The following is a 13061-nucleotide window of genomic DNA, read 5'->3' as shown; positions in this document are numbered from 1 at the left end:
CTGAAGATAGTGAAGCATTTTTTTTTAGAAGCCAGCGGCGGACGCTCCTCCGGGTAGAAAGCACTACTTCAAACGACCATCAATATCAAAAGGGCGAATTTTTCCAAACAGTTGAGGCTATCGCGGTGATAAAATGTGCAGAAAAGTACGTATGCGGTATGATGACCAACCCATTGCTTAGCTAAATGGTCCCCATCATGGCACATGGCATTTCCATTGGACAACTACGGCCGTTGGGAGCGACAGGCTATTAGGGAAAAGCATTTGGAGAAAAGCAAAGTAGCCGAAAATGCACAATTTCTATATTTCCAAAATTTGGTAGTCATCAAAAAATCTCAAGAAAGTAGTCCCAATACACAAACGGGAGCTTGGGATACGATTCCCTTACCTATATAAAATCCAGGAGTGTCTCGAGCCGCATGCCACGGCTACCCTTGATTAGAATCTGGTGATTTTCAAGCGAGGAGTCCTTTAGCCAATTCCGTAATGAAAAGGGATCCGGAAAGTAGAGCGCTTTGGGTACCTTCGGCAGGGCATGGCGAACCAGGTCGCCGGTCAGACAGACTTTTTCGACGGGCATTTTCTGTAACCGTTCCCCCAATTTTTGGTGTTCTTCTACCGCATGGGCACCCAATTCGAGCATGTCTCCAATGATTACCATCTTGTGTGGCCGCTTGTCCAGCTTCCCAAATGTATTCAACGCTTCCTCCATGCTGGACGGGTTGGCATTGTATGCATCCAGTAAAATCCAGTTACTCCCTTTTTCCAAAATCTGGGAACGCATGTTGGAAGGGGTGTAGGCAGCGGCCGCTGCGGCAGCTTCACGCGCTGGTACGCCAAAAAAAATGCCCATACAAATGGCCGCAGCCAGGTTATCGAAATTATAGTGTCCGATTAATCCTGAGGTATAGCGATGGGGATCGGTCCCCAGACTAAAGACCACAAAGGGATCGGCACCGCGAAACGAGACGGAACAAGAATCGGACTCGCCAGGGAACAAAACCGGATCTTCAAATCTTCGGATCATTTGGGAAAAAACCGGCTGCCGTGTATTGATAAAGACTTTGCCCTTCGCTTCCAACAAAAACTGAAAAAGCTCCGTTTTGGTCTTCAGTACCCCTTCCGGTCCCCCCATTCCTTCCAGGTGTGCCTTCCCAATATTGGTAATCAACCCATGCGTAGGCAAAGCGATCGCACACAATTCGGCAATGTCTCCCTGCTTATTGGCGCCCATTTCAACAATAACCATTTCCGTGTCGGCGGATATACCCAATAGCGTCAGCGGAACCCCGATATGATTGTTGAGGTTGCCTTCGGTGGCATGCACCCGGTACTTTCTGGACAGCACCTGTTGCATCAACTCTTTCGTAGTTGTCTTCCCATTCGAACCGGTAAGTCCGATGACCGGCCCGACAAACTGTTTCCGGTGATATCTGGCCAAATCCTGCAAGGTCTTCAGCACATCCTCCACCAAAAAATACGCATCCCCTTTCACTACCTCCGGATTATCTACGACGACCAACGAGGCTCCTAGATCCAAGGCCTTTGCGGCATAGCTGTTTCCATCAAAATTGGGGCCCTTCAGGGCAAAAAATAAGGCTCCCTTTTTGAGTTTACGGGTGTCTGTCCCTACACCCTTGGCTGACCGAAAGTGCTCGTATAGTTTTCTGATTGTATTCATCCTCAGGTCGGTTTTTTTGAATTACTAAAAATTACGCCTGCCCTGTCGCATTTCCAGCAAAAGTAACATATCCGATTTCAACTTTTATCGTTAAAGAACAAAAATAACTATTATAATGCGTAGCAATCCATTAATTTCACCCGAAGTATTCCAGGCCACCGCCTGTAAATCCTAATTCCCTGATGAGGCAATTCTACCTGATCCTTTTTCTTTCCCTTTTTCTGATCCTACGGAGCACTGCCCAGGATCTGTTTCGCTTGGCAGGTGACACGCCCCAGGTTACGATCTCCGGGGTGGAACTTCCCATGCCCTTTGCCGGCGGCATCAATGCAGCGCAGGTACAGGAATTTGACCTAAACGGAGACGGGCGGGAAGAACTGGTTATCTGGGACATAAACGCAGGACGTATCCATGCCTACGCGTTCACCGAAAGCGGCTACCGCTACTTCCCGGGGGCCGCATACTATTTTCCGGACGATATCAATGGATTCCTGCTACTGGCAGATTTTAATGGGGACGGAAAAAAAGACCTGTTTACGGGCTCTCCTTTTGGAATCAAGGCTTACCGGAACGGAGGTACAACCGCAGATCAGTTTCCTGACTGGGTAGTGGAACGCGATTTCCTCCGCTTGGAAAGTGGATCCAATCTGACGGCCAATATTCTGGATGTCCCCCTGATTGAAGATCTTGATGGCGATGGAGACCTGGACATCCTTACGTTTAATTTTGCCACCGGGGACTACCTGGAGTTTTTTAAAAATACGAGCGTAGAACGAACCGGTCAGCCGTCGGTAGACGGTTTTGCATCCGCAGTTACCCGCTGGGGAAAATTTGAATTTTGTGGATGCGGCGCCATAAGTTTTGGCCTTACGTGTGCAGGCCAGCCCATGGCCGATCGGGAACCGGACGCAGATTTGCTCCGTACCCTGCATTCGGGTGGACACACGCTCTTGTACCGTGATTTTGATAACGATGGGGTAAAGGACTTGCTCATTGGGCAAGACCAGTGCGAGGTGCTGTATTACCTGCCAAACGAGGGATCGGACACCGAGCCTGTTTTTCAAACATTCACAAACGACCTGCCTGGTTTCGGCCCTTTGCCCGAATTCCCGATATTTCATAGCGCATTTGTTTTGGAAGAAAACCTGCTGGTATCCAGTCATTCTTCTGAGCCAATCATCAACACCGGCTCGGATTTTTCCCGAAGCATGTATTTGCTGCAGCCGGGCCTTTCCGGCACTATTGAAACCAGCGGCTTCTTGCAGGATAGGATGGTGGACCTTGGCGAAAACTCCCGCCCCTATTTTCTGGGTAACCGCCTGCAGGGCAGTCTATTCGTAGCTGCCAATATTCTGGACCCCAAAGGAGTGCAGGGGCGGATTTTTGAAATGGAATGGGCAGACAACCAAATCCGGCTGGTCAATGAAGATTACCTTGATTTGTCCGCGCTAGAAGTCCTGGAGCCTTCCTATCAACGCTTTACTTCTGCCGCCAATCAAACCTATCACCTGATTACCGGTGATGTGTATAACGGACAGATTCCCGAGAAGCAAATTTGGCTCTTGCCATTTGATGCCCCCGAGGAAAGGGTTTCGCTACGGATTCCCGATTTCACGCTGCGGGGCATGGACCAGGTATATTTTTTCCACGATTCCAGAGAGGATTACCTGCTCTTAGCCCGACAGACAGGAGAATTGCTGTTGTTTTCGTTGGCCCTGGATGGGAGCCCGGAGGTCAGACTGCTGGAGCGGGAGTTTTTGGGTTTTGCGGATAATCCCGTGAGCCGAAACCTTACCGTGGCCGTGAGTTCCGGACCCGAACCTTACCTGGTGGCCGTCGACCAGCGAGGTGTGTTGTATTCTTCGGTAGACATCCTGGGAGCTCCGGAAACGACACCCGTATCCATTCAGCTGGAAGGCCGGACCTTTGAGAGGACCCGATACGGGAGAAACACCTGGATCAGCCTGGTTCCAGGTCTATTGGGAGAAAAACCGGATTTAATTATTGGCAACCGTGCGGGAGGCCTTGAGTACCTGAGTCGGATACCGAATCCGGACGAAGGTGATGCGGAGGTCCTAAAGGCTCTGGTATTTCCAAACCCGAGCGAGGATAACATAGTCCAACTCGTCGTAAACCAAGCCGGAGTAACTGTTTCGGTCTACGACAGTACCGGTAAACTATTGAAAAGCGGATTGCCCCTTACCGAAAACGAACGAAATGAACTTAACCTGTGGGGATATCCACCGGCTTTGTACCTGTTGGAATTTCAGGCTCCCAGGCAACGGCCGATCCATAAAAAGCTATGGATAGGGCCTTAGGGAAAAGAAAACCTGTCTGCGTCTTTCCAGGCAGGGAATTTCTTTCGGTATTCGCTGAGGGCAGAACCATCGAGTTCTACGTAAACAACCCCTTCCTGCTCTCCGGCACTTGCGAGGCAATTCCCTTTGAAATCGTAGGCCGCCGAATGGCCACAATACGGCACACCATTCCCATCGGTACCGACTCGGTTGACACCTACGGAGTAAGCGAGGTTTTCTACCGCTCTTGCCTGAAGCAAGATGTCCCAGGCCTTCACCCTTGGCGCCGGCCAGGAAGCGACGTAGAAGATCAGGTCGTAATCCATTATCCCATCCGCTGTGGCCCGATTACGTGACCAAACGGGAAACCGGAGGTCGTAACAAATTTGCGGACGAATTTTCCAACCCTTTATTGAAAAAATGGTGTTCGTTTTGCCCATGGAATAATGGTGATCTTCATCAGCCATGCGAAAAAGGTGTCGTTTGTCGTAAGACGCAACCGCTCCTCCCGGTTCTACCCAAAGCATGCGGTTGTAATAGTTGGTATCCGCTTTGATGATGAGGCTTCCCGTAATCACGGTATTCATTTGGGCAGCCATTTGCTTCATCCATTTGGTACTGTGAAGGTTCATCGGCTCGCCCTGACTGACCGCGTTCATGGTAAACCCGGTGGTAAACATTTCGGGCAATACCAAAATATCTACCTTACGCTCGATTTTCCACAACTTTTCCTCGAGCATGGCGAGGTTGGCAGCTGCGTCTTCCCAATAGAGATCTGATTGAACCAATGCTAAGCGGATGTTTTCCATGGGGTTCGTTGGCTCGTTATCCGGGATAGACCATTCGATAATCCGTCGGGACCTTGCCCTTGCTAATATCGAGCAATTTCCCTTTGACCATTCGCTTTTTCAATCCTTTTAGGTAATCGATAAAGAGGATGCCCTCCAAATGGTCGTACTCGTGTTGGATCACACGGGCTGTCAACCCCGAAAACTCTTCTTCCTTAAGGTTCCAGTTTTCGTCAAAATACTCAAGGGTCAGTTTCTCGGGCCGGGTGATTTCCGCACGTACGTCAGGAATACTCAGGCAGCCTTCTTCAAACTCAAATTTTTCGCCGTATTCGTCGAGAAGGATGGGGTTGATAAACGCCTTTCTGACACCTTTTTCCTCGTCTCCGTCCTCCAGCATTAGGCTGCTATCGATGACAAATAGCCGGATGCCTTTGTTGATTTGTGGGGCGGCCAAGCCAACTCCATTTGCCAGACCCATGGTTTCAAACATATCTTTGATTAGCCCTTTTACATCCTCTCCTTCCCGAATTTCTTCGGATTCCTTTTTCAGAATTGGGTTTCCATACGCTACGATGGGGTATATCATTTTTTCTCCAGGTAAGTTTGCAATATAATCGCGGCACTGATTTTATCCAGATTGCCCGCCTTTTCTCTTCTGTCTTTTTTACTGCTTCCCATTTCAATCATGGTTTGCATGGCCATTTTGGACGTGAACCGCTCGTCTACCAGCACGATGGTCTGATTTGGGTACAAGCGCTTCAGCTTTTTCTCCAGAGCCAGAACGGGCTGGGTCATTTGCGTGGCGCTTCCGTTCAGGGATTTTGGAAAACCAATCACAATTGCCGAAACCTCTTCTTTTTCGAAATATAATTTCAGATAATCCAACAAATTATGCGTGGGGATAGTTTCCAGGGGATTGGCCAACATGGCCAGTGGGTCGGTTACAGCCAGTCCGGTCCGCTTGGATCCCAGGTCTATGGCCAGTATCCTGCCCATTAATTATACTTAATTTGAAGGGTGAGTTTGCGCTTAACTTCTTTTTCCAATTCAATTGCTTTAGGGAAAAGCAAATCGTTTTCAATTTTCGCGTGAATCACCAACTCCCTTTCCAACTGTTGAAATTCATGAAAAAGGACCTTCAGGGATACCGTTGCCGTAGCAGGAATCCGGTAGTCGTTGGTCAATTTGCGGATTCCTTCCATTTCGTCATCATGGGCTTCGTGATCGGAAGCCATTCCGGAGATGGAAGGAAGATCAAAAATCTGAATCGCTTCGGAAAGTGGCAACACTGCGGCATCGATGTCCTGCAAGAGGCGAATCCGTTCGAAAAGCGTGTCTTCTTCCTCGTGAATATGGTGAATAAAATCGTCCACAAAAAGAGGGAACATTAGCCGCATATCGGTCATTAGGCTTTTGTGCATGGCACCGAGTTCGATACCTTCTACCATACTGGATAAAAAAGGCAGTGCTTGTCGGACAAAATACCGGTGTTTTTTCTTCAAATAACCCACCACTAACTCAATGGGGTGAAGAAACAACTCCTCCCGTGTGGGTTCTTTGCGCGCAGCCCAATCCTCCAGTGCGGCGATCACCTGGGCAGGATTCACGTTGTGCGCTATGCAGGCCTCTTCCAGGGAATGGTTTTCGTGTTGAAAAAAACTTATGCCAAAATAATGCAACACTCCCGCGAGGACATGGTTCTCGTTGACCAAATCGGCAATGGATTTATTTCGGTTGTTTTCGAGGGAATGCATGGCTACAAAATTAAAATAAATTAACGTAAAAAACGGGAAGTTCCGGCATCGATTTGAATTTTATTGCGTTTATTTAAACGAATCGCTTCCGATACATGTTTAATTGTATATTTGATTAAAATAGGTTACCTTGAAAGATGCAGGGCTTTGCCTGAAAAAATAGTAAACCGAAACGACGTGAGTATAGAGAAAAACACCAAAGCACAGATTAGATTACCCATTTTCCTGGCACTGGGGATCTCTGCTGGAATCTGGATAGGTGCTACCTTTGCAGAACCCAAGACAGATAGAAACGATTTAAAATCGGCTATTTACAAGTTGCAGGAAATCATTACCTACATAAACAGAGACTATGTGGATAGTGTAGATACCAATGAATTGGTAGAGTATGGCATCGAAAAGATGCTTGGCAAACTGGATCCTCATTCCAGCTACATACCGGCAGAAGATGCCGCGCTGGCCAAGTCGCAGTTGGAAGGGGAGTTTGACGGTATTGGTATCGAATTTGGGATTTTACGCGACACGATCTACGTGGTTTCACCGCTCACTGGCGGACCCTCCGAAAAAATAGGTCTCCTACCGGGTGATCAGATCATTAAAGTGGATGGTGAGACCGTAGCCGGAACAGGGATAACCAACCGGGACGTATTTGATCTCCTGAGAGGGCCAAAGGGGAGCCAGGTGGCTGTTGACATTAAACGAAAAAACGAGTCAGACCTGCTTGAATACAAGATTATCCGGGATAAAATACCCCAATACAGTGTCAATGCCTCCTATATGATTGATGGGGAAACCGGTTACATCAAGATTACGCGGTTTGCCGCCAACACTCACGAAGAGTTTCGGTTAGCTCTTCAAAAACTCAAAGCAGAGGGCATGAATCGGTTAATTCTTGATTTGCAAGGAAACCCAGGTGGGTACATGGGTGCCGCAATCAACATCGCTGACGAGATTTTAAAAGACAACGCCGTCATTGTATCCCAGGAAGGAAAACTTCAACGGTATAACCAAAAGGCCAGGGCTGTTCGGCCCGGATCATTTGAAGAGGGTTCGGTGGTCGTATTGGTAAACGAAGGCAGCGCATCGGCCTCTGAAATTGTGGCAGGAGCACTGCAGGACAACGACAGGGGATTGATCGTCGGCAGACGTTCCTTTGGCAAGGGGTTGGTACAGATGCCCATTGACTTATCGGACGGTGCCGAGCTAAGGCTTACCATCGCCCGATACTATACGCCATCCGGACGTTCCATTCAAAAACCCTACGGTGAAGATGATGAAGATTATGCCATGGACTACTATAACCGACTGGAGCACGGAGAATTCTTTAGTGCAGACAGCATCGATTTTAACGACAGCCTGAAATACGAGACGGTTAAAGGCAGAACAGTGTATGGTGGCGGTGGAATCATGCCGGACTATTTTGTCCCGCTAGACACCAGCATGACCAGTTCTTATGTGAATCGGCTTTTCAGCTCTGAGTCTTGGAGAGAGTTTATTCTGGATTACCTGGACACCAATAAGCGGAAATTTGAAAACATGGCCTTTGATGAGTTTTACCACAACTTTGAAATATCCGATGCCATGCTGAATTCCTTGGTAAAGACGGGAGAAAAATACGATGTTGAATTCAACGAAAAAGATTTCAACAAATCCAAGGTGTATCTGAAAACACTCCTAAAGGCGCATATGGCGAGAAATATCTATGACGACAATGCGTTTTATAAAGTCATCAACGATATCAATGAAATTTACCAGCAGGCGGTAAAATTGCTCGACAATGCCGATAATCTGGCATTTTTTGACGAATAGTTGCCGACTGCCCCTAAAAAAGCCAGAAACATTCTTTCTGGCTTTTTTTATTTCTTAGATTTGGCTAGGAACAAAATTCACAACGACCCATGCATCAAACCTTCAGCCGTGCTTGTTTTACCATTCTAGCCTTTATTTTATTTTCCATGAACGCCTTTAGCCAAACCAAGATCAATCATTTTGCCGTCTATGCCAAAGACCTTAAAGAAAGTGCCCATTTTTACGAAGAGGTCGTTGGCTTAACCCCCATTGACGAACCCTTTAAAGACGGTCTTCACGCCTGGTACGCCATCGGGTATGGACTGTCCATGCATCTGATCGAACGAGAAAAACCCTGGAAGGAACCCCTCATCGATAAAACCAATCACTTGTGTTTTAGTGTGGAAGATTTGGAGGCATTTATTGAAAAGCTAGCCCACCACGATATCCCGTTTGAAGATGCGGTAGATAATAAAGGAAAAATCAATATCCGCCCCGATGGCATTCGCCAAATTTACATTCAAGACCCCAACGGATATTGGATTGAAATCAATGACGAGTACTAAAAAAAAGGCTGGCCGGTTCCTGGAGCCAGCCTTTTTTCTTCTAACGTTATTCGTATATAGCAGTCGGCCAGGAGTCATTGGCAATGTTGATATCCGGAAGCAATTTATCTGGATCAATTTCTACTTTCGTCAACTTTTTTGCGCCTTGATGGCGGTAATTCCACCGGTCTCCCCGCTGCCATATTTCTACAGGCAGCATCAGCGACTCCTGGGATCCATCTTCGTAGGTGAGCCCGAGTTTCACCGGCATGGGCACCTCCCCTTTGTTTGCCAGAATAATTACCTGATCATTTCCGTAGGAGACCACGCGTTCGACTGCCAGGTCAATATTTCCTGTTCCGTAAAACCAGGATTTCCAAAACCAAGACAGATTCTCTCCTGCCACATTTTCCATGATATTGAAAAAATCACTTGGTTGAGGATGTTTGTATGCCCAGGCTTCGATGTAAGCAGCAAAAGCATTGTCAAATCGTTCTTCACCCAGGATGTACTCCCGAAGCATTAGCAGGCCCATGGCAGGTTTCATGTAGGCGATCATGCCAAGATTTGCCGTATTGGCCACATCCGGGTAGGTATCAATTCCCTCGCGTTCCTCGCTTGTCAGCCAGCCGAGGTACCTGCGGGTTTGATCCAGATTGGAGCCGTATTCTCCATTATTAAATGCTTCTGAGCTGTAGTGGTTGATAAATGTGTTGAACCCCTCATCCATCCAGGCATACCTTCGCTCGTTTGTTCCTACGATCATCGGAAACCAATTGTGCCCAAACTCATGGTCGGTGACACCCCAAAGGGATCCTTCCCGACTCTTATAGCTACAAAAGTTAAGGCCTGGATACTCCATGCCGTTGATATCAGCTGCCACATTCACTGCTACCGGATAGGGATACTCGTACCATTTTTGGGAGTAGTGTTCGATGGAGGCTTTGCTGTATTCAGTAGACCTGCCCCATGCTTCTTCTCCGTCACTCTCCTGCGGATAGACGCTTTGTGCCATGGCCATGCTTCCGCTGGGAAGCCGGATAGCAGCCGCATCCCAAATAAACGCCCTGGACGAAGCAAAGGCAACGTCCCTGGCATTCTCAATCCGGAAGTGCCAGGTAAGGGTTCCTTCCTGCTTTGGTCGGGTCAGTGCTGGCTTCAACACCTCTTCTGGCCGAACCAAATATACGGTGGTATCGCTGCTAGCTGCCAGGTCCATGCGCTCCTGCAATTCCTTGTTGAGTACTTCTTTGGGATTTTGCAGGGCCCCCGAACCGACCACTATGTGATCGTAGGGTACCGTCACTTTGTAGTCGAAATCACCGTACCCGAGATAAAACTCGCCAGCTCCCAGGTAGGGCTCGATGTTCCATCCTACGACGTCGTCAAATACGGCGACCCGTGGATACCATTGGGCCAGCGCATAAATGGTTCCGTCCTCTACGGCCAATCGGCCCATCCGGTCCATCCCCTTTTGTGGGATTTTAAATTCAAAGTCCATGGAAACGGTGGCTTTACCTCCCTTGGCAGGAATGGGCTCGCTAAAAAAGACCTGCATGCGCGTATCGTTGATCAGGTATCTCGAATTGGGCTCACTTCCCCGCTTGTCTAACTGGGAACGTAGATTGCGAATGGTATAGCCTCCATCGGTATCTCCCGAATAGCGGTTTCCCGAGATGGGAGTGGTAAGTGTTCCCCTCGAATCCGCAGTAAACCGGTTTTGTTCGAGATGAATCCAGATAAACGGCAACGGCTCCGGGCTATTGTTGGTGTACGAAATCTGCACCTTTCCTGCCAATAGGTGTTCGTCTTCATCGAGACTGACCTCCAGCGAATAATCCGCCCGGTTTTGCCAATAATCGGGGCCTGGTATGCCAGAAGCAGATCGGTAGGCTGAGCCCCGTTTGTACATAAAATCATCAAAATCATCCTGGTTATTTTCGGTCACCTGCGCAGAGGCCCAACTTACCGAAAATAGCAGTAGCACTGCCATCCATTTACGGAAACTAGTAGAAGTCATATTTTTTCTTTTTTGCTAATTTAACAGAAATAACCAAATAAAAAGAACGGAACCGATCAAGAAGCTTACGGCGGTTGAATGCGAATAAAACCCACCTTTCTTCTAATATAGAAAAAATATAGCTTGGAAATTTTTTGTTTATTTCAGATTTTATTACAGATGATCCTGTCGCGCAAAAAAATACCTTTATTTTTCGGACTTGGATTTTTGATTTTTTGAGAGGTACTTTGACCTACCTAACCTACTACCCGTCATGAATTACTTCATTTTTACGTTTGTTTTTATTGGACTTGCCATGCCCGTTCTCGGGCAGGAGGACAGTCTATCCCTCACGTTAGAGGAGGTCCTAATCAAAGAAAACCGCATGGAGATCCCCTTTTCCAAAAGTTCGCGGAATATTCACGTCATACATAGAAAGGCCCTCGAGACCACGCCAGCAAGAAGTCTTCAGGAGATGCTCTCGTTTACGCCGGGCGTAGATGTTCGGCAGCGAGGCGTGGGTGGGGTCCAGGCGGATATCGGCATTCGCGGCGGGTCTTTTGAACAAACGCTCATGTTGATCAATGGGATTAAGCTATCCGACCCGCAAACGGGCCACCACATGGTAAATATCCCTGTCCCCTTGGCAGGAATCCGACGTATAGACGTACTAAAAGGACCCGCATCCCGGATTTTTGGACAAAATGCCTACGCCGGAGCGATCAACGTAATCACCGAATTGCCAGAGACCTATAATCTCCATGCCAACCTGTATGGAGGTGATTTTGGTATGCGTGGCGGAACGTTTCAACTGGGTATGCCTATGGGAAAAGTAAAGCAAAACCTGGCGGTATCCCACGACGCAAGCGATGGACACTGGTACAATTCCGATTACGCAGTCACTAACATTTTTTACGAAGGAGGCCTGGCACTGACGCCCTCTCAGGAAGTGAAAGCGATGGTGGCCTATGCCAATCGGGATTTTGGGGCAAATGGATTTTATTCCAGCTCCTTTCCCGATCAATGGGAAAGCATACAGACAACCCTGGCAGCGATAAGCCATACGTTTGAGCATGATCAATCGTACGTTCAAACCCGTATCTACTGGAGAAGAAATCAGGACGAGTTTAGATTACGAAGAAACGAACCCGATTTCTTTCAAAACCAGCACAGCACCGACGTAATGGCCCTGGAAATCAATGGACGCCGGGAACTGGCTATTGGTACCCTCGGTATGGGCTTGGAGGGTAGAAAAGAGCAGATCGATAGCAATAACCTCGGAAAACGCGACCGGACGCTTTTGGGAGCGTTTCTGGAACATCGCCTGGAATTTGCAGAAAAGGGCGATATACGGGCTGGAGTGTATTCAAATTACTATTCCGAATACGGATGGAAACATTTTCCAGGAGCCGAAATTGGCTACCAACTGCGTCCCTGGATGCGCACCTATGCAAACTTTGGCAGCAGCTTCCGGATTCCTACCTACACCGACCTCTATTATTCCGGTCCCACCAATATTGGGAACGAAAACCTGGAGCCCGAAAAAGCTCTAAGCTATGAGGGAGGTATAAAGATTTTCAAAAAAGGTCTTCAAGCGGAGATGGTTTACTTTAGCAGACGTACCACTAATCTGATTGAATGGGCCAGACCGGACACCGACAGCCCATGGCAGCCCCAAAACTTCAACGAAGTAGTTTTCCAGGGACTGGAACTCGGGCTGTTATACGCATTTACTTCGTCCACTTCCTCCGTGAAAATGCAAGAGATCTCCCTAAGCTATAATTTCATCGATGCCAATCTGGTGGAACAGGAAGGACAGGAAACCCGCTATTCCCTAAATGCGCTCCGCCATCAACTTATCGGCGGATTACAAGTCTCTTACGAGGAACACCTCGAGCTAACCGCAAAGAGCCGTTACATTGAACGAATGAAACTTGATCCCTACTTTCTTCTGGACATACGCCTTGATATTAACCGATTAAAAAAAGTCGGTTTCTTTGCAGAAATATCCAACCTTAGCAACACGGACTATATTGAAGCAGGCACCGTACAGATGCCAGGAAGATGGGCTCGGGGCGGTTTGACGGTGAATCTAAGCGAAAAATAGTACGCCGAAAAAAAAATAAGCATTAGGGTTTGCTCCGAAAAAAATTAATCCTACATTTGCAATCCCATCTGGTTAAAAGCGGTAGAGATTTCCCACAAT

At 47.9% G+C, this 13061-nt stretch carries 10 protein-coding genes; 4 read left to right on the top strand and 6 right to left on the bottom strand.

Annotation, left to right across the window (positions count from 1 at the left end):
* Positions 1–388: 388 nt before the first annotated feature.
* Positions 389–1681 carry a UDP-N-acetylmuramoyl-tripeptide--D-alanyl-D-alanine ligase gene (locus tag BMW71_RS09450; RefSeq protein ID WP_092172606.1) on the bottom strand — a complete coding sequence of 431 codons (1293 nt, stop codon included), beginning with the start codon at positions 1679–1681 and terminating at the stop codon, positions 389–391.
* A 182-nt stretch (positions 1682–1863) separates the two neighbouring features.
* Here BMW71_RS09450 and BMW71_RS09445 point away from each other — a divergent pair, with 182 nt between their 5' ends.
* On the top strand, positions 1864–3999 hold the full coding sequence (locus BMW71_RS09445; RefSeq protein ID WP_092172602.1) for an FG-GAP-like repeat-containing protein: 2136 nt from the start codon (positions 1864–1866) through the stop codon (positions 3997–3999).
* On the opposite strand, the gene BMW71_RS09440 is transcribed toward BMW71_RS09445, so the two are convergent.
* The 4 genes from BMW71_RS09440 to BMW71_RS09425 are packed head-to-tail and all read right to left on the bottom strand — an operon-like array spanning position 3996 to position 6523.
* Positions 3996–4787 carry an amidohydrolase gene (locus tag BMW71_RS09440; protein WP_092172599.1) on the bottom strand — a complete coding sequence of 264 codons (792 nt, stop codon included), beginning with the start codon at positions 4785–4787 and terminating at the stop codon, positions 3996–3998. The two genes, BMW71_RS09445 and BMW71_RS09440, sit on opposite strands and share 4 nt — an antisense overlap.
* 16 nt (positions 4788–4803) lie before the next feature.
* Positions 4804–5355 (bottom strand): peptide deformylase, encoded by a 552-nt coding sequence (def, locus tag BMW71_RS09435; protein WP_092172596.1) that lies wholly within the window; start codon positions 5353–5355, stop codon positions 4804–4806.
* Positions 5352–5765, bottom strand: coding sequence for a Holliday junction resolvase RuvX (gene ruvX, locus BMW71_RS09430; RefSeq protein ID WP_092172593.1), 414 nt, complete (start codon positions 5763–5765; stop codon positions 5352–5354). Before ruvX ends, def begins: the two co-directional genes overlap by 4 nt.
* Entirely contained in the window at positions 5765–6523 is a 759-nt protein-coding gene (locus tag BMW71_RS09425; protein ID WP_092172590.1) for a hemerythrin domain-containing protein, read from the bottom strand. Before BMW71_RS09425 ends, ruvX begins: the two co-directional genes overlap by 1 nt.
* Before the next feature lie 177 nt (positions 6524–6700).
* Between BMW71_RS09425 and BMW71_RS09420 the strand changes: the two genes are divergently transcribed.
* Together BMW71_RS09420 and BMW71_RS09415 are read left to right on the top strand one after the other, a co-directional pair.
* Positions 6701–8332, top strand: coding sequence for a S41 family peptidase (locus BMW71_RS09420; protein WP_092172847.1), 1632 nt, complete (start codon positions 6701–6703; stop codon positions 8330–8332).
* Positions 8333–8421: 89 nt separating this feature from the next.
* Complete coding sequence (locus tag BMW71_RS09415; RefSeq protein WP_092172587.1) at positions 8422–8877, top strand: VOC family protein; 456 nt, start codon at positions 8422–8424, stop codon at positions 8875–8877.
* 46 nt (positions 8878–8923) lie between these two features.
* Here the strand turns inward: BMW71_RS09415 and BMW71_RS09410 are convergent, their stop codons facing one another.
* Complete coding sequence (locus BMW71_RS09410) at positions 8924–10876, bottom strand: M1 family metallopeptidase (protein WP_092172584.1); 1953 nt, start codon at positions 10874–10876, stop codon at positions 8924–8926.
* A gap of 253 nt (positions 10877–11129) precedes the next feature.
* On the opposite strand from BMW71_RS09410, the gene BMW71_RS09405 reads away from it, so the two are divergent.
* Entirely contained in the window at positions 11130–12962 is a 1833-nt protein-coding gene (locus BMW71_RS09405) for a TonB-dependent receptor plug domain-containing protein (protein WP_092172581.1), read from the top strand.
* The last annotated feature ends 99 nt before the right edge of the window (positions 12963–13061 follow it).

The sequence above is a fragment of the Cyclobacterium xiamenense genome, from assembly GCF_900109255.1.
Taxonomy (GTDB): domain Bacteria; phylum Bacteroidota; class Bacteroidia; order Cytophagales; family Cyclobacteriaceae; genus Cyclobacterium; species Cyclobacterium xiamenense.
The sequence above is the reverse complement of the archived record's forward strand: the minus strand, read 5'-3'. Positions and strand labels throughout refer to the sequence as shown.

What these genes read in the sequence shown, in the direction of transcription:
- BMW71_RS09450 (WP_092172606.1), bottom strand. Translation starts at nt 1,681, where the DNA reads ATGAATACAATCAGAAAACTATACGAGCACTTTCGGTCAGCCAAGGGT.
- BMW71_RS09445 (WP_092172602.1), top strand. Translation starts at nt 1,864, where the DNA reads ATGAGGCAATTCTACCTGATCCTTTTTCTTTCCCTTTTTCTGATCCTA.
- BMW71_RS09440 (WP_092172599.1), bottom strand. Translation starts at nt 4,787, where the DNA reads ATGGAAAACATCCGCTTAGCATTGGTTCAATCAGATCTCTATTGGGAA.
- def (WP_092172596.1), bottom strand. Translation starts at nt 5,355, where the DNA reads ATGATATACCCCATCGTAGCGTATGGAAACCCAATTCTGAAAAAGGAA.
- ruvX (WP_092172593.1), bottom strand. Translation starts at nt 5,765, where the DNA reads ATGGGCAGGATACTGGCCATAGACCTGGGATCCAAGCGGACCGGACTG.
- BMW71_RS09425 (WP_092172590.1), bottom strand. Translation starts at nt 6,523, where the DNA reads ATGCATTCCCTCGAAAACAACCGAAATAAATCCATTGCCGATTTGGTC.
- BMW71_RS09415 (WP_092172587.1), top strand. Translation starts at nt 8,422, where the DNA reads ATGCATCAAACCTTCAGCCGTGCTTGTTTTACCATTCTAGCCTTTATT.
- BMW71_RS09410 (WP_092172584.1), bottom strand. Translation starts at nt 10,876, where the DNA reads ATGACTTCTACTAGTTTCCGTAAATGGATGGCAGTGCTACTGCTATTT.
- BMW71_RS09405 (WP_092172581.1), top strand. Translation starts at nt 11,130, where the DNA reads ATGAATTACTTCATTTTTACGTTTGTTTTTATTGGACTTGCCATGCCC.